Here is a 16682-nt window from a genome sequence, read left to right on the forward strand (position 1 = left end):
TAGATTGTTATCACGGTATTATCAGCTGATAAGTACTTTCCTGAAATCGTACGACTATTACTTTATCCCGTACTGATTCTTCAGTGTTGCTGCCTGCTTGTAGGCATTATAGCTTGAGTAGAGCAGCAGTCCGCTGAAGATAGCAGAGAACAGAATACCGTACATCAGATTGAGGGCAAGTGTAATCGCGTAGAGCATCATCAGCCCGAGTGACAGATAGAATGAGAAGCGGATAACCTGCGGCAGTGTAAAGCGGCGCATGAAATCTGAACGCAGATTTGATAGCATGAGCTGATTGATGATAAGCCCGATGATACCGACATACATGATAGGCGAGATGAGACCGGCAACGCTGCCCGCCTGAAGCGCCTGATAAGCGGCATAGATTTGATAGAGTGTGAAAGCAGCAACGAGAAAAATAGTGATATAGATTCTTTTATCCATAGCTCCTCCTGAAAAAATATGTAACCCTAGATTATCATGATTAACATCTGATTGAAAGAAATGTATTGGCTATAGAAGATTCATTTGCTATAATAGTGAGACATTCTCTTAATATCTGCACCCTTAGTTCAGCGGGAGAATACTTGCTCGACAAGCAAGGGGTCGGCGGTTCGAATCCGTCAGGGTGCACTACTGACCACTTATCATCAGATAAGTGTTTTTTTATTGATTATATTAATGTAAATTTTATGTAATAATAGGTTATTTATTATATTTTACGATAAAATAGAAATAAGAAAGCTATGGAGGGATGACAATGCATGAAAAGCAAATGGGTGCATGGGAAGCTTACAAACGTTACTGGAAAAATGGCGTGACATTTGAAGGGAGAGCACGCAGAAAAGAATACTGGATGCCGCAGCTCTTTCATCTTCTGTTCAGTCTGATTGCTGCTGCTTTAATGGCTATCGTTGCTGCCGTCGTATTCAGTATGAGTTCCAGTCCTGATGAAGTAGGGCCGGGCATCGTGCTGCTGCCACTTATTTATTTTGGGATTATCTTATTTTCACTGGCGACCTATATTCCGACACTCGCTGTCTCTGTCCGTCGCATGCATGATATCGGTAAATCCGGCTGGTGGGTGCTGCTGCCGATAGTCGGACCCTTTGTAATCGGTTCTGCGATGATGATTCTTAATGTTATACTATTAAGTTCCAGCAGCTATCAGGAAATCGCGCCGTCGCCTGTCGTTATGATTTTACCGGCTATCATGGTGCTTATCATGCTTGGCATCAGTATCTGGTTTCTGGTTCTGACTGTGCAGGATTCACAGCCCGGCACTAACAAATGGGGCATGAATCCGAAAGACCCAAAAAGTCCGGACAGACCGATGAATATGCTGACGATGGAGCAAGAACGCCGGATGCATGAGTTTTACAGACAACAGGAGAGAGAAGAAAGATCGCTCTATTAAAAGCATCTTCACTTAACAAAAACGACTAATGGGATACTTCCCGTTAGTCGTTTATCTTAGAAGCTATATTTATAATAGGAAACTTCGTCTGCATACCATTTAGAACCGATTTTAGTAAATGAAATATCAACTTTATCCTTGTAGTTGATAGAACGGTAGTTGCCATCTGTATAAATAGATTGAGGTGAACCGAAAATAGACTTGATTTTGCTGTATTCGTATTTGTGATAGTCATCAGCGATAGAGATAGATTCCACTATCAGTTTGTCTGTAGAGATTCTAGTATTAGGATAAGAAGCATCGACAGTGACCTGCCAGTCATTACCATAAAAATATAAACCGTCAGTAGAACCATAGCCTCTCGAAACACTTGAACTCGCAGCAGATCCCCACATATTGTACATATAACGTTTGGAATTTCCCAGTTTCACGCCATAATATTTAAACGTTCCGCTTTTCAGCTGAGATGCGACTGTCGTGCTGTAAAGGTTCGGCATTTTTAATGTCTTATTCTTCAGCGTATAAGTGCTGGCCTCTGAAACTGGCGCAAATAAAGTGATGAGTAGAGCAAGAGTCAAGAAAGCTGTCATGAACTTTTTCAATTGTGTATCCCCTTTGTATGTGATACCTCTATTATATCAGAAAAAAATTCCGGTAGATTAAGAGATTGTAAAAAATGCTCAAATTAAAAAGCTAAATTTATTTGATAATCCTTTTTGATTTTCTCTGAATCATCATGATCAGCACACCGCTCATGACTAGTGTCATCAATGTCGTAAATATACCGCCTTCCAGCCCGAAATGGCCGCCGTTCAGGAAATGATCTCTTGAATTAGAAGTCGTGATCAATAATGACGATGGCAGATGCATACCGCTGACTTCACTGCCGAGAACAACCCCGAGCATAATATTCCACACACTATGTGTCGCCCCAGTTAACCAGATATTGTCGCTCCAGTAGAAGAGGAGTGAAAACAGCACACCGGCGAGAAAGATGTTATAAGTTGAAATCGCAGTGACATCTGGATTGAGTAGATGCAGGCCTGCGAAGAACAGGGAATTGATGATGATTCCGGCTGGCAGTCCTAACTGCTTAGCGACTTTATTCATGATGAAACCACGTGCCAGCACTTCCTCAGTCAGCCCTTGAACCATAAAGCAGAGTATCATTGCGACAAAAATCAGGAGACTGAAATTGGGATTAGGGCGGACAGCTACAGCGCCTGTGGCATAATTCAGCAAGAAAACAAGGAGAATCAGCCCGATACCTAGGCAAACGCCCATCAAATATTTTTTCAAAGCCTGTTCTTTGAAGAAGCCCATTGCACGTTCAGGATGCTGATAGACGAAGCGGTTGAAGATCAGCAGTAATAGTAACGCGATCGGGAAACTCAACATATTGACGAAGAAGAGCTGCAGACTCCCTGGGTTCATCTCATCCGCATTCGCAATAGATATGATATAAAGCAGAACGGGTGTTGCCACAACTATGGTAAGAATAGAAGAAATGATATAGATTGCTAACGCAGACAGGATCACCGACCACCATTTATACGGTGACTTCATCGACTTTATACTTTCATTTATCTTCATCATAATGCCTCCTTTCCTTTATTCTAGCATTAACAAGTTACTCAACACGTAATCTTCAGTAAATTTAAGGAAATTTTAAGGTAATAGACTATAATGAACCACAAGGGGGAGATAGCATGGAAAAGAATGAGCACTCGTTCAGTGCAATATATCATCAGTTCTGGAAGCGGGCATTTGATTTCAGAGGGCGGTCAAGTCAGGCAGAGTTCTGGCTGCCGTTCGTTGTTCATAGGGGAATAGAAGTTCTGATATATATGCTGATGCTTATAGTCTATATGATGAGATTCGATGAAGATAACGTCTTTGCCCCGTATATCATTCCGACACTTTATTATAGTCTGATTATTTTCTCGTTGATTTTATTGATTCCGGAAATCGCCGTTATAGTCAGAAGACTGCACGACGTGGGTCGGCATGGCTGGTGGGTAGTCGTGATGCTGCTTAACCCGTTACTGATTTATAGTATCAACGGCATCAACTATCTCTTCAGACATCAGTCCGCTTCTAATTTCGCAACATTTTTTAGTTTTCTCATTCTGTTCTGGGTCATCAGTTCCACTATCTGGTTTATCATCCAGCTGAGCAAAGCATCATCAGAATGGACAAACAGATGGGGAGAAACGCAATAATCTTCAAGAAAGAAGGGTTTAAATGACATTAACAAGAAATTTAAGGAGAGCGAATCTCGAACGGTGGTATATGTATCCAGGTTCCGTTTACGACGGGGAGGAATACCAGTATACAATGCTTGAAGTATTCATCTGGGAAGAGAAGGATGAAATATATATCCTGATTATTACGGATTTAAAAGAGGAAGTTCTGTATAAGAATGAAGAGCTGATATCAGATATAGAAGGACTGGCGCATCACTTAGTGATTGAAAAGGGTTCTACACAGCTTTTTGAATTTGTGGAGATAAATAAAGAAGAGTTCCAAGCGGATCCCTTATCTCAAGAAACACTAGCTTGCCAGATTATAGAATACAGAGATAGATGCTGGGCAGAATATGTACAGCGCAACATCTATCCAAAATATCCTTTAATTAGCTATGATGCACATCAGAAAACATTTACTTACTAGCAGCCTGCTGCTCTTCAATGGCGAATGTCGCCCATATGGTCATGATAAAAAAGATACTGAATCCTAGTCCAGATACCCAGATACGCCATGTATCAGGATGATTAAAGACGATATTCGAATAAGAATAGTAACTGAATAAAATTATCCAATAACTCATAAAGAGTGGCGCATATGGAGAGACATTTTTCAAAGTTATCATTCCTTTCGTAATCCAGTATAACACCCATATAAAGGGAAAACCAGGAGGCTGATAATTCGTCTCCTGGTTTTTAGTCATTACCTATATTCACCAGCGCGAATGGATAGACATGAGCTGCGCCTTGGTCCAGTAACAGACTCGCGGCAACAGTCATCGTCCAGCGTGAATCAACCAGGTCATCCATCAGCAGCACGTTCTTCCCTTGAACTGCTTCTGTCTGACTCACTTTAAGTGTCTCCCGCACGTTATTCTCCTGCATCATCGAGTTATGCATCTCTTTCTGCGGCATACCTTGAGCTGTCTTCTCCAGTGCTTCGCTATAAGTTATCCCCAGATTATCTGCAACCTTTCTGCCAAGTTCAGGGATAAGAGTGGGTCTTCTTAAACTCGGCACGCCAGTTATCACTTCGATATCATTTGCAGCAATATGCTCTTTCAGAAAGTGAGTCACAGTCGTCACGGTCTTGTCTGAGAAATGACCTTGCTCTCGCTCCAGCATAAACCGCCTGCCGATAGGAGAGTAGGCATCAACAGTATAAGTCCAGCCGAGTTCGTATACGAGTGCGTCGTCAACCTTCTTATTGTTCGACCAGCGTTTACGCGGTGTGATGACACCGTGCAGCTTGTTCTTAAATTCCTTCGCCTGCTCAAGATAAGGATTGTCGTCCTCCAGTGTAATGAACTGCCTGTTACGACAATGCGCACAGATGCCGCAGCGTTCCTTTGTATCAGGCGCGTCCAGTTCGTCCGCAATAAACTTCATATAGCAGCCGTCATAATTGATGAATGCTTTCAGGTTATCCAGTTCAGCAAGACGAGTCTCATTCAGCTGCTTTTGAATCCGCGCGTTGCCCGCCGCATCAAAATGGTGCTTCGGATGGACGTAGTACTTACTTTTCTCCATATAGATATAGTTATGGACATAGAGATACTTCAGTACAGAAGCGAGTTTTGTGACGTTCAGATTGAAATGCTGCAGAATCTCATTCCGTTTCAGTCCATCTGCGCTGTCACCGATCACCTGCAGAATCTGCTGCAGCAGCTCCGGATCCTTGTTCGCGCCTTCAATAAATGACTTGATGATCTCTTCGTCCTCCTCCCCGTGCAGCAGAATCGCTAAGGCAGGAGAACCATCACGCCCGGCACGGCCGATCTGCTGATAGTAGGCGATCAGGTTCTGCGGCAGCTGGAAATGAATGACGAAACCGATATCGGATTTGTCATAACCCATGCCGAGCTTGACAGTAGAGACAATAACGCGTGTCATGCCAGTATGGAATCCTTCGAGTATGTCTTCAGTCATATCTTCACCAGACGCATCCTGCAAACCCGAATAATAAGCAGTAACAGAGATACCTTGTAGCGACAGGAAATAGGCAACAGAGTCACATTCCTTCTTCGTCAGGCAGTAGATGATGCCCTGTTTCTTGCTCAGGAATGGATGTCGCGTCAAAGCATCCGTGATAAAAGCCAGCCGTTCAACCTTACTCTGTGCCGCGTTGACCTGAATGGAAATATTGTCACGAATCAAGTCGCCACGGAAGACCTGTAAGTCATCACCTAACTGATCCTTGATATCCTGAATCACCCGGTCATTCGCAGTCGCTGTCGTCCCGAGAATCGCGATGTGATCAGGGAACGACTGCAGCAGATAGACGATACGCTGATAGTCAGGTCTGAAATCATGACCCCAGTCAGAAATCGAATGTGCTTCATCCACCACGACCATCTCAATGTTATTCACTTCACTGAGATGCTCTACAAACTCTGGATTTGACAGCTTCTCAGGCGAGACAATAATCGCATCTACTTCGTTTAGCGACGCATAGATCATCTCCCAGTCATCGCGGTTGTTGCTGTTGATGGTCACGACATTGAGACCGAGCTTTTTCGCTGCCTCAATCTGATTGTGCATCAAGGCAAGAAGCGGACTGATAATAATCGTCGGACCCGCACCACGTTCCCGCAGTATCTTCGTCGCAATGAAGTAGACAATAGACTTACCCCAGCCCGTCTTCTGAATGACCAGCGTCTTCTGCTTATTCACGACAGCTGTAATGGCCTCAAGCTGACCGTTGCGAAACTCACTGTCAGGACCATATGTCTCTTTTAAAATCTGGATAGCGCGTTCTGAAACGTTCATGGAAAAACCTCCTTAGTTAATCTCATTTATTGTAACAAGAGCAGAACTAAAAGTATAAGAGTCTGAAGTTGAGTGAAAAAACTGAAAATAATAAAAATATGATTGACCGACTATAAGTCTGATGATATGCTATGTATCAATTAAATAACTTATAAAGAGAGATGGAGGGAATTGGCCCTTTGAAGTCTCAGCAACCGGCATTTGCACGGTGCTAAATCCAACAGGTTCTGCCTGAAATATGAGTGTATACTTTTATACCCCTCTTTTTCAGAGGGGTATTTTTTTATGGGGGGAAGAAAAATGAGTAATGAGTTCAAAAGAGGGTTAGAGAAGCGTCATGTCATGATGTTAAGTTTCGGTGGTGTAATTGGAACGGGTTTATTTCTAAGTACAGGATATACTTTGCAGCAAGCAGGACCGATAGGAACAGTTATTAGCTATATAATAGGTGCCCTGCTCGTCTATATTGTGATGAAATGTATGGGTGCATTAGCTGTAGAACATCCAGATGTAGGGGGATTCCATACATATGCAAACATCTATATTCATCCATCAATCGGGCATGTGGTCGCATGGAGCTACTGGTTATGCTGGACTATCGCACTCGGATCTGAAGTCACTGCGGGAGGGATTCTTTTTCAGAAGTGGTTTCCTCAATTTCCAGTCTGGTTATTTAGTTTGATTTTTATAGTAGTTATTGTAGGTATTAATTTTACGACTAGTAGAACTTATGGAGAAACAGAATTTTGGTTATCTTTAGTAAAAGTGCTTGCGATTGTCGTTTTCATTATTGTTGGATTGCTTATTATCTTTAACTTAATACCATCAAAACTGGAGCCAGTCATAGACGGCGAAAAGTTACTCAAGATTCCTCATGGTCTATTCGGGATCTTTACGACTATGCTAGCAGTCAATTATGCTTTTAGTGGTACAGAACTGATTGCCATTGCTGCAGGAGAGACTAAGAATCCTCAAAAAGTCATCCCGAAAACAATAAGTGCAACGGTATGGCGTTTAGCAGTTTTATTTATTGGAACTATTATCATCATGGTTCTGTTGCTGCCGATTGACAAAGTGAGCTTACTTGAAAGTCCTTTTGTATCCATATTGGATAGCATAGGTATACCTTTTGCAGGAGATATCATGAACTTTGTTATATTGACGGCTTTATTGTCAGCGGCAAACTCAGGCCTTTATGCTTCAAGTCGTATGCTTTGGAGTTTATCCGAGCGTGACAATATTATTCCTATAGCACGAAAACTGAATAAAAAGGGTATGCCGATCAATGCGACAATTATCAGTTTAGCAGGTGCCCTCTTAAGTTTATTATCCAGTGTGATTGCGCCTTCTACGGTTTATTTAGCCCTTGTATCCATTGCAGGGTTTGCAGTCGTTGTTGTATGGATGAGCATATGTGCTGCAAGGTACAATCAACTGCGTAAAAAGCAGGAAACTCACAAAAAAGCCTATATATTGCCGATTGCCGGGTTTCTATTATGTTTGATTTCAACTATTGGTGTCCTGTTTGATCCAAATCAGAGATTAGCCACATTAATAGGATTGCCATTCTGCATTCTTGTAGGATTACTTCATTATTTCATTAAGAAAAAAGGAGGAGAAATTCATGCAGTTACAAGATAAATTAGGACAGGAAATCATTTTATTAGATGGAGGATTCGGCACAACCGTTGAGCAGTTCGGTTATGATGTTAATCATCCTTTGTGGTCTTCAAATTTAATAGAATCAAATCCGGAAGCTGTCTACCAAGTGCATCAGGCATTTGTTGATGCAGGTGCAGAAATCATTTTAACTAACACTTATCAGGCGGCTATACAGTCATTTATTAATATGGGATTAAACTATCAAGATGCAAGAAACTATTTAAAGAAAGCAGTAGAGATTGCCAGACGAGCAGCTAAAGAGAATACGATTATTGCAGGCTCGTTAGGACCATATGGAGCAATGCTGGGTAACGGCGCTGAATATACTGGCGACTATATTATCTCCGAGCAAGATTACATCGACTATCATAAAGAGCGCTTAGATATACTGATTGAAGCCGGAATCAGCGTATTTGCATTTGAAACCATTCCTAATCTTGAAGAAATCAAAGCAGTAAAGAAATTGCTTGAGGAATATGAAGAAATAGAAGCATGGCTATCAGTAACGCTGAATGACAGTACACACCTGTCAGATGGTACACAGCTTGATGAGGTTATTGAAACTGTGAATGCTATTCCAAATGTACTTGCATTCGGAATCAATTGCACAAGCATTAAAGTGATAGATGAAGCAGTAGATAAATTAATCAAGCAAAGTTCTAAAGATATTATTCTTTATCCGAATGGTGGCAGAAAGTATGATGCCAGCAACAAAGTATGGATTGGGGATGAAGAACAGTCACTACTTGAAGCGGCTGTCAGATGGAAAGATAAAGGCGTCAAGTTTATAGGAGGATGTTGTCAGGTAGGACCGGACGATATCAAAGAGTTAAAAGCATCTTTATAACAAGTTAGAAACACACTTCTATTTATTAGAAGTGTGTTTCTATTTCATAGAAATAATATGATATAATGAGCTTGATTCTAAATGTTATAAAATGACATAAAAGGAGATAATGACATGTTGAAACTAATCAGCAAACTTTTTTCTAGAAAGAAAGAAGAGAAACAAACACAATGGCCACCGAAGCATGCGCAGAAGTTAACTGCAGAAGAAATACAGGAGAAAATCGACGAAAATAAAAGTGATGAAAACCAAATAGTGCTAGGCGGTACTCATTCAGTTTAAAAGAGAATGGAAACAAGAATCAAACGAAGACAATATCGTTTGATTTTTTTATGCAATGAACTTGAATTAAAAGTAGTTAATAAGGGAACAATACTAGAGAATATCAATTCTATGAAAAGGGGCGAGCTTATGGAATTCAATATACCGAGTAAAGACTATGAAATAGCTGTCGCATCTGCACAGGAGAAAAGTGCGCTGAATGCAAAGATATCAGAAACAGCCATGCACACTATCATGCAGCAGGGTTTACCTGAAGAAGAGGATAGATACGCGATTGGACTTTATCACGAGAAAGATCCGGACAACTATCATTTCGTGTCAGAGATTTTCTACGGAGAAAACGGTAGAGTGATCGGGATGAATACGGTACCTGAAGATGAATATGATCTTAATCTTAATATGACGATAGATGAATGTATCGATCTCGCGGTTATTCTTATTCTGGAATTTGATGACCCATTAGTGGACCGCATTAAAATTCTCTATAAAAACGGAGTATCAGATATCCCTGTCGTTAAATATATAGTGCGAGAGTGGTAACAATAGAACCGGAACAGAGCAGAGGCTTTGTTCCGGTTCTTATTTGTTTCTGGTCAGCCAGGAAGCATATAAGGCATAGGTCGCAAAAATAGTGAAAGATAATCCATAAGCAAATATACCAGTGCTGTCGGCATTGTCGTTAACAGCATTGAAGTAAAAAACGTAATCGCCGACTGCAAGGATAAAAGCGAGCAGCACACTTAAAAGAGTAGAACGTTTCATCGGGCACCTCTCTTTTTCTGTTGAAAGACAGCCCACGTCGCATATAGAGACATAGGAGCGAGTACAAGAAAGCCGATAACGGCAAGGCTCGTAGGTAATAGAAAACCATTATGAGTAACGACATTGAACAGAACGTAATAAGCCCATATCGACATAAACCATGAAGGCATGATCGCCGCTAGTTTAGTATTTTGCTGCATCCTTTATTTGTAAGTCTCTCTCTAGTGTATAGAAGTGGAAATAGAAAATAAAGGATTTTATTGGAAAGGGAATGGGAGGATGAACATATTAAAGCTACATGTTCATTTAAAATAACTTAACTGTTCTTTTAACAAAATATTGTCAATTTAAGGAGCAGCATGTGTATAATTAAAGTGTGAATATTCAATAAGAATGTAAATGTCATAATCAGGAGAAACATGATGAACGAATTAAAAATTATGAGTCTTGATTTTAATGAAGCATCTGTGAGAACAATAGGTGAACAATACATAGATAGTTATCCTATCGTTTATATTTTAAATAATGATTCTGCTAAACCAAGTGCATATATAGGTCAGACAGTTCAAGTACGAAATCGAATGAAGAATCATTTAAAAGATAATAAGAGAAAAGTACTTAACAAAATGGTGCTTATTGGACACGAAAAGTTTAACCAATCAGCAACTTATAATATTGAAACTAATTTAATTAACTATTTTATAGCTGACAACCAGTATAAACTGCAAAATAGCAGTCAAATCAGACAGGAAACCACCCATAATTATTTTGAAAAGGATTATTATCATTCGGTATTATTTGAAGAACTTTGGACTGAACTGCAGAAAGAGAAACTTGTAAAAAATTCACTCGAAATACTCAGAAACAGAGATGTATTTAAACTTTCTCCTTATAAAGAACTCTCACCTTCTCAATTAGAACTTAAAAATATGATCATTGAATTCTGTAAGGAAAATATCAAGAATAACAAAAAAGCAGTCTTTTTGATAAAAGGTGATGCTGGTACTGGAAAGAGCGTAGTTTTAAGTTCAACTTTCAATACTATACAGGATATAGCTAATGAGAAACCAGAGTTTTATGGTGAATCAGACCTCTATAAAACAAACAATTATCTATTAGTCAATCATAATGAAATGAAGAAGACATACGAATCAATTGCAGAAAGTTTGCCGAACTTAAAAAAGAAAAACTTTGAAAAACCGACACCATTTATTAACAAAATGACGAAAGAAAAAAAGATGGCAGATATCACTTTTGTGGATGAAGCCCATTTATTACTCACAAAAGAAGATAACTTTAATGGCTTTACAGGACAAAATCAATTAGAAGAAATTATTAAGTTAAGTAAAGTGACAGTCATTGTTTATGATGAGAGGCAATATTTAAAAATCAAAAGTCACTGGTCCGAAGATTTGCTGAAAAAAATTACGAAGAATGTCTACACGAAACCATTTACGTTAACAGATCAGTTTCGAATGCAGGCAAGTGATGAAATGATTGACTGGATTGACTCTTTTGTAAATAAACAAATTAAGCCCATTCCTGATCATAATAACGGTGAATTTGATTTTAAAGTTTTTGAGTCAGCTGCAGAATTGAAGGAAGCAATCATTGAGAAAGATAAAAAGTTTAAACTATCTAGAATTGTTTCTACCTTCGACTATCAGCACAAAAAAGATGGAAGCGATTATTATGTTGAAGAACCTGGATTTAAACAAGTGTGGAACAGGACAGATTATAAAAATACATGGGCTGAAGAACCTGAAACAATTAATGAGGTTGGATCTATTTATACCATTCAAGGATTCGACTTGAATTATGTAGGTGTGATATTAGGGCCGTCAGTCATCTTTGATAAAGATTCTAAAAGTCTGAAGATAGATACAAAAAAATATCAGGACACAGAAGCATTCAGAGGTAAAAGTGGTGTGAATGAAGAAGCAAACACCGAAGAACTTAAAGAGCAAATTGTACTAAACTCAATTAATGTTCTGATGAAACGCGGCGTTAAGGGATTATATATCTACGCAAGTAATCCAGAGCTAAGAGAAGTGCTGCTAAACGGAGGGAAAATAGATGAATCCTGATCTGATTCAATTGATTAACAAATTTCGTGAAGAAAGAAACTGGAAGCAGTATCATAATCCAAAAGACTTGGCATTATCACTGAGTTTAGAAGCATCTGAATTACTGGAAAACTTCCAGTGGCTTTCAAGCGATGAAGCGGTCGTTAAAAACCGGCAGGAAATTGCTGAAGAACTCGCTGACGTATTTATATATGGGATACAGTTAGCCGAAGAAATGAACTTTGATATAGAAGATATTATTCGTATGAAAGTTAGAATGAACGGGGAAAAATATCCACTGTGATATTAACAATAATATAGATAAGAGGGATGGGAATGGAACAATTTATTAATAACATGGAATTAATTTCACAGAGAGTCGAAAAATTAAAAGGAAGTGTAAGTACAGAAGAAGCTACAAAAACTGCTTTGGTTTTACCGTTTTTTTCAACTCTAGGTTATGACGTATTTAATCCTTTAGAATTTACGCCAGAATTTATTGCTGACGTCGGTATTAAAAAAGGTGAAAAAGTGGATTACGCAATCATGGAAAATAATGAACCAGTCATACTTATTGAATGTAAGTCCGTTAATGAGCAGCTAACAAATCATGATTCTCAGTTATTTAGATATTTCGGTACTAGTACATCTAAGTTTGGTATTTTAACAAATGGAATAGAGTATCGATTTTTTACAGATTTAGAAGAACCGAATAAAATGGATTCCAAACCATTCTTAATGTTCAGTATTACCGATTTAAAAGATGCGCATTTAAGAGAACTATTTAAGTTCACAAAAGAAAATTTTAATGTACAGAACATTTCAAGTTCTGCATATGAATTAAAATATGTGAATTTAATAAGAAATTACTTAAATGAACAGATGGAAGATCCTAATGAAGACTTTGTAAAACATATCCTCAATCATGTTTATGAAGGAGTTAAAACAAAGGCTATCATTGAAAGATTTACCCCTACTGTTAAATCGACATTTAATCAAATGATGAAAGATAAAGTTACTGATAAATTAAATGCGGCACTGAATACAACAGGAGAAGCAAAAATAAAAATTAGTGACAAGAATGATGTCGAATCATTGGAATCAGCAAAATTAAAAAATGACACTTTAGAAGTGATTACAACTCCAACTGAACTAGAAGCTTATGCAGTGATTAAAGTTTCTCTCATGGATATAATATCACCTGAAAGAATTCACTATAGAGATAATCAAAGCTATTTCAATATTCTTGTAGATAATAATATTAGGAAATGGGTAGTTAGAGCGTATTTAGAAGGTAATAATAAAAAAATTGTGATAAATGATGAAAATAAATCTACATTCTCAATTGAGTCACCTATGGATATTGTTAATTACAAAGAAGCGTTAATTGGAGTAGTCGAAAAATTTGTTTAAAATTAGAAAGTAAACTGTTCAAATCAGTATGCTTAACACTAATTTTCCGACCCTTCACATGAGACTCATCATTAGGCTATATGTTATATCTTGTCTATGCATTGAGAAGCATACCACTTAGCGTTTCATTTTTCCGCTTCTGATAGTTCTCTAAATAAGCAAATATCTGGTATATGTTACTGGATATTTGCTTTTTATTTTGCAGTGATAAAGTGGTCTGTCAACATAATATTGGACAGTTTTTATAGAATATTTCTTTATATTCCCTTGGTGTTAGATAATTTAATGCGTCGTGCGGCCTGACATTGTTATACCAGTTCACATAATCAAAAAGTTCAATATTCAAATGATCAGTAGATTGAAAGTTATATTGATTGATAAATTCAGTCTTCATCGCTTTAAACGTAGTTTCAGCTACTGCATTATCGTATGGGCATCCTTTCATACTTAGCGATCTCTGGATACCGAAGGTATCAAGCACTTCATCAATAAGATGATTATCAAACTCTTTGCCTCTGTCTGTATGGAACATCTGTACCTCTCTTAAATCATGTCTGATAGTACTAAGAGCTGCTGAAACAAGACGACTATCTTTATTGGGTCCTGCACTGTAGCCAACAATTTCGCGGTTAAAGAGATCAATAAATAAGCATATGTAATGCCATTTTCCTGCCACCTTTACATATGTCAGATCACTCACAAGCACTTCCATCGGTCTTTCTCTATAGAATAATCTGCCCAGACCATTAGTAATATTGCGTTCATTCGACCGATCCGGAAAGGCTCTGTAACGCAGGGAAGTATATGTGGAGATAAGATTTTTAGATTTCATAATACGACCAATCCGTCTCCTGGAGACTTTCAGACCTTGTTTATCTAATGCTATCTTGATTCTTCTCGTGCCAAAACAACGCCTGTTTGTATTGAAGATATGAATGATCTTCTCAGTGACGTCTTCATCAGGCGGTTCTTTTTCTCTGTCACTCAGCTTGTTGACTTCATAATAGTAGGTACTTCTAGGAATCCGCAGGACTTTACACATTGCTGATACTGAATATTTCTCGGCATTCTCACGAATGACGGCTATCTTCGTCCCATGATCAGCGCTGCTTGCTTTAAAATGTCATTCTCCATCTTCAGCCGCTGGTTCTCTTTACGTAATTTCTTGAGTTCCTTCTCTTCATCACTCATATTGTCGTTGTGCAGAAATGACCCTGTGGACTGATGCTGTTTGATCCATTTCCCTAATGCCGAAGGCGTCAGGTCATACTCACGTACAATTTCATTTCTAGGTTTACCATTCTCATAAAGTTTGACCATCTGTAATTTGAATTCTGGACTGAAACTTCTTCTTTCACGTGACATAAATAAATCGCCTACTTTCTTAGATTAACAATATCTATTCACATAGAAATTGTCCAACTAAGTGTAGACGATTCAACTAGAGGCAAATAACTGGTGGAGGGATAGAAATGAAAAAGTTACTGCTTGCTTCACTCGCTGCAGGTGTTCTTCTTGCAGGCTGCTCTGAAGAGAAATCAAATGAGAAATTCGAGAAGGAAGAACAGGAGCTGTCAAAAGCGACGAAGAAGTATGATCTGGTGTTTGCTGAACTGATTGCGGATGGCGATAAGGATACGGCAACTTATCAGATTGCTTATAAAGATGGTGGCAAGGTCAAGTATCTGGTTAAAGACGGGGACCATTATCACGAGCGTATTCTGAAGGACCCGGAGGCAAAGCCTTATATGGTACGTCAGCCTGATAAAGAGAAAGAGGTTTTCGTTTATCGGCAGCCATACATGGTTTACGGTCAGGATGAGTCTTTTGAAGCAGACGTTAAAGATAAATCTGTTGTGAAGTAGGTGAGGGTATGAAGAAGTTATTCATCTGCTTGATAGTTGTTATGTTGAGTTTCAGTCATTCACCTGAGGCGGTCGCTAAGGGTGGAGGGAGCAGTTCCAGTTCGAGTAGTTCTGCTGGTTCGAGCAGTTCTGCTCGTTCGAGTGCAGCGGCTACGCGTAGTGCGGTCAGTGCGTCTCGTCTGAATGCTGTCTCACGTATGAACAGTACCAGTCGGATAAGTCGTGCGAATGTCCAGCGTTCTCAGACTGCGAAATCTTTAGCGAGACCGCATGTGCGGGATTTCTCCGGTAAGTCCGGGCGCAATCACTACTTTGCTGCAAGTGCAGGTTACCAGAATAACTGGTTGATGTACTGGATGGTCATTAATGCCCATCATCTGACTGCGGCCAAGCAGCGCGCTGCACTGAATAAGTTATCTGACGATGCCGTCTATACGATTACAGTTGAACATAAAGGCGAGGATAAGGTGTATGCGGTGCCTCCTGATATGTATCAGAAAATCCAGAAAGGCAGCAAGGTGAGAATCAATGGCGGCAAAGTGGTGCTGATAAATGAATAAAAAGAAAAGAAGCATTCTGATGGTAAAGTCAGAATGCTTCTTCTGTTATGGTTTAATGGCACTGATAAAAAAGACAGGCGTGATATCGCCTTGCTTCAGTCGTTCTTCTTTGCCCGTGATGTCATCCAGGTAATCATGGTGAACGTCCTCAATGGTGAAGCCGGTTGTCTCAAGTGTGCTGATATCCCAGTCAGGCCGCTTCTTATCACTTAAGTAGAGGTGGTGCATCATCTCGTGGTCATCTGGATGCTCTTCGCCGCCGTAGTTATAGACATTGACCTGATAGGTGTCTTTCACGTAACGTGCGAGTGTCTGAAATCGTTCCTGACGGTCAGCGTGATAGTGATGGCCGTACCATTCACCGTCGAAGATCAGCAGCTGACCGCCGGGCTTCAGCAGTCGGTGCCATTCCTGATAAGCTGCGACGGGTCTTTCAAGTGTCCAGACGAGGTTCCGGCAGATGATGACGTCAAACGATGCAGCAGGGAACTGTGTATCAGCAGCATCTCTGACAAAGACGTCTGCTGATACACCTGCTGTCTTGATGTTGTTCTTCGCCTGTTCAATCATGCCTTCGCTGAGGTCAATGCCTGTGACATGGAGATGTTCATCTGCTAACAGCACCGGAAATATACCGGGGCCTGTGCCGACATCGAGCAGTTCAATCGCGCCTTCTTTATGAATAGCGTTCTGGACATAATGTTGCCATCTGCTGCTGATATCAGAAGCAAGCTCCTGTCTGACGATCTCGCTGTAGTCTGCTGCGCTTTTGTTCCAGTGGTCTCTGATCATA

At 39.7% G+C, this 16682-nt stretch carries 20 protein-coding genes, 1 tRNA gene and 1 riboswitch; of the genes, 13 read left to right on the forward strand and 8 right to left on the reverse strand.

Features of this window, described 5'->3' with window-relative positions; genetic code table 11:
- Positions 1 to 57 precede the first annotated feature (57 nt).
- Complete coding sequence (locus MGG13_RS02415) at positions 58 to 444, reverse strand: hypothetical protein (RefSeq protein WP_133432740.1); 387 nt, start codon at positions 442 to 444, stop codon at positions 58 to 60.
- Positions 445 to 561: 117 nt separating this feature from the next.
- Here MGG13_RS02415 and MGG13_RS02420 point away from each other — a divergent pair.
- Both MGG13_RS02420 and MGG13_RS02425 read left to right on the forward strand, forming a co-directional pair.
- Positions 562 to 633: transfer RNA gene (locus tag MGG13_RS02420), tRNA-Val, on the forward strand.
- Positions 634 to 760: 127 nt separating this feature from the next.
- A complete protein-coding gene (locus MGG13_RS02425) occupies positions 761 to 1417 on the forward strand; it encodes a DUF805 domain-containing protein (RefSeq protein ID WP_239035238.1) in 657 nt (218 codons plus the stop codon).
- A 56-nt stretch (positions 1418 to 1473) separates the two neighbouring features.
- Here the strand turns inward: MGG13_RS02425 and MGG13_RS02430 are convergent, their stop codons facing one another.
- A complete protein-coding gene (locus MGG13_RS02430) occupies positions 1474 to 2019 on the reverse strand; it encodes a hypothetical protein (protein WP_239035239.1) in 546 nt (181 codons plus the stop codon).
- A gap of 97 nt (positions 2020 to 2116) precedes the next feature.
- A complete protein-coding gene (locus tag MGG13_RS02435; RefSeq protein WP_239035240.1) occupies positions 2117 to 3010 on the reverse strand; it encodes a CPBP family intramembrane glutamic endopeptidase in 894 nt (297 codons plus the stop codon).
- Between the two features lie 116 nt (positions 3011 to 3126).
- Here MGG13_RS02435 and MGG13_RS02440 point away from each other — a divergent pair, with 116 nt between their 5' ends.
- Entirely contained in the window at positions 3127 to 3639 is a 513-nt protein-coding gene (locus MGG13_RS02440) for a DUF805 domain-containing protein (RefSeq protein WP_239035241.1), read from the forward strand.
- A gap of 22 nt (positions 3640 to 3661) precedes the next feature.
- Positions 3662 to 4090 (forward strand): hypothetical protein, encoded by a 429-nt coding sequence (locus tag MGG13_RS02445; RefSeq protein WP_133432745.1) that lies wholly within the window; start codon positions 3662 to 3664, stop codon positions 4088 to 4090.
- On the opposite strand, the gene MGG13_RS02450 is transcribed toward MGG13_RS02445, so the two are convergent.
- Complete coding sequence (locus tag MGG13_RS02450) at positions 4080 to 4247, reverse strand: hypothetical protein (RefSeq protein WP_165983151.1); 168 nt, start codon at positions 4245 to 4247, stop codon at positions 4080 to 4082. The two genes, MGG13_RS02445 and MGG13_RS02450, sit on opposite strands and share 11 nt — an antisense overlap.
- 112 nt (positions 4248 to 4359) lie before the next feature.
- Positions 4360 to 6432, reverse strand: a complete 2073-nt coding sequence (locus tag MGG13_RS02455; RefSeq protein ID WP_239035242.1) for a RecQ family ATP-dependent DNA helicase — start codon at positions 6430 to 6432, stop codon at positions 4360 to 4362.
- Positions 6433 to 6578: 146 nt separating this feature from the next.
- Positions 6579 to 6677, forward strand: a riboswitch (SAM riboswitch).
- A gap of 40 nt (positions 6678 to 6717) precedes the next feature.
- Here MGG13_RS02455 and MGG13_RS02460 point away from each other — a divergent pair.
- From MGG13_RS02460 to MGG13_RS02475, 4 genes are all read left to right on the forward strand, one after another.
- Complete coding sequence (locus MGG13_RS02460; RefSeq protein WP_239035243.1) at positions 6718 to 8073, forward strand: amino acid permease; 1356 nt, start codon at positions 6718 to 6720, stop codon at positions 8071 to 8073.
- On the forward strand, positions 8057 to 8941 hold the full coding sequence (gene mmuM / locus MGG13_RS02465; RefSeq protein WP_239035244.1) for a homocysteine S-methyltransferase: 885 nt from the start codon (positions 8057 to 8059) through the stop codon (positions 8939 to 8941). Before MGG13_RS02460 ends, mmuM begins: the two co-directional genes overlap by 17 nt.
- Positions 8942 to 9055: 114 nt before the next feature.
- Positions 9056 to 9223 (forward strand): hypothetical protein, encoded by a 168-nt coding sequence (locus MGG13_RS02470; RefSeq protein ID WP_239035245.1) that lies wholly within the window; start codon positions 9056 to 9058, stop codon positions 9221 to 9223.
- 129 nt (positions 9224 to 9352) lie between these two features.
- Positions 9353 to 9763 carry a hypothetical protein gene (locus MGG13_RS02475; RefSeq protein ID WP_239035246.1) on the forward strand — a complete coding sequence of 137 codons (411 nt, stop codon included), beginning with the start codon at positions 9353 to 9355 and terminating at the stop codon, positions 9761 to 9763.
- A gap of 39 nt (positions 9764 to 9802) precedes the next feature.
- On the opposite strand, the gene MGG13_RS02480 is transcribed toward MGG13_RS02475, so the two are convergent.
- Positions 9803 to 9985 (reverse strand): hypothetical protein, encoded by a 183-nt coding sequence (locus MGG13_RS02480; RefSeq protein WP_239035247.1) that lies wholly within the window; start codon positions 9983 to 9985, stop codon positions 9803 to 9805.
- Between the two features lie 422 nt (positions 9986 to 10407).
- Between MGG13_RS02480 and MGG13_RS02485 the strand changes: the two genes are divergently transcribed.
- From MGG13_RS02485 to MGG13_RS02495, 3 genes are read left to right on the forward strand one after another with little or no spacing between them, the layout of a single operon-like run.
- On the forward strand, positions 10408 to 12072 hold the full coding sequence (locus MGG13_RS02485; RefSeq protein WP_239035248.1) for a DUF2075 domain-containing protein: 1665 nt from the start codon (positions 10408 to 10410) through the stop codon (positions 12070 to 12072).
- A complete protein-coding gene (locus tag MGG13_RS02490) occupies positions 12062 to 12355 on the forward strand; it encodes a nucleotide pyrophosphohydrolase (RefSeq protein ID WP_239035249.1) in 294 nt (97 codons plus the stop codon). The genes MGG13_RS02485 and MGG13_RS02490 overlap by 11 nt, the downstream gene beginning before the upstream one ends.
- A 26-nt stretch (positions 12356 to 12381) precedes the next feature.
- Positions 12382 to 13464, forward strand: a complete 1083-nt coding sequence (locus tag MGG13_RS02495) for a type I restriction endonuclease (protein WP_420827902.1) — start codon at positions 12382 to 12384, stop codon at positions 13462 to 13464.
- 220 nt (positions 13465 to 13684) lie between these two features.
- Here the strand turns inward: MGG13_RS02495 and MGG13_RS02500 are convergent.
- Positions 13685 to 14829 (reverse strand): IS3 family transposase gene (locus tag MGG13_RS02500; RefSeq protein ID WP_239035251.1). Its coding sequence is split into 2 segments (ribosomal slippage): positions 13685 to 14583 and positions 14583 to 14829, totalling 1146 coding nucleotides; the frame shifts between segments, so codons are not numbered across the junction.
- Positions 14830 to 14936: 107 nt separating this feature from the next.
- Between MGG13_RS02500 and MGG13_RS02505 the strand changes: the two genes are divergently transcribed.
- Complete coding sequence (locus tag MGG13_RS02505) at positions 14937 to 15329, forward strand: hypothetical protein (RefSeq protein WP_239035252.1); 393 nt, start codon at positions 14937 to 14939, stop codon at positions 15327 to 15329.
- 8 nt (positions 15330 to 15337) lie between these two features.
- A complete protein-coding gene (locus MGG13_RS02510) occupies positions 15338 to 15889 on the forward strand; it encodes a hypothetical protein (RefSeq protein ID WP_239035253.1) in 552 nt (183 codons plus the stop codon).
- A 45-nt stretch (positions 15890 to 15934) separates the two neighbouring features.
- Here MGG13_RS02510 and MGG13_RS02515 read toward each other — a convergent pair whose 3' ends face one another.
- On the reverse strand, positions 15935 to 16681 hold the full coding sequence (locus MGG13_RS02515) for a class I SAM-dependent methyltransferase (RefSeq protein WP_239035254.1): 747 nt from the start codon (positions 16679 to 16681) through the stop codon (positions 15935 to 15937).
- Between the last annotated feature and the right edge of the window lies 1 nt (position 16682).

The organism is Macrococcus brunensis (assembly GCF_022343725.1).
GTDB classification, from domain to species: Bacteria; Bacillota; Bacilli; order Staphylococcales; family Staphylococcaceae; genus Macrococcus; species Macrococcus brunensis.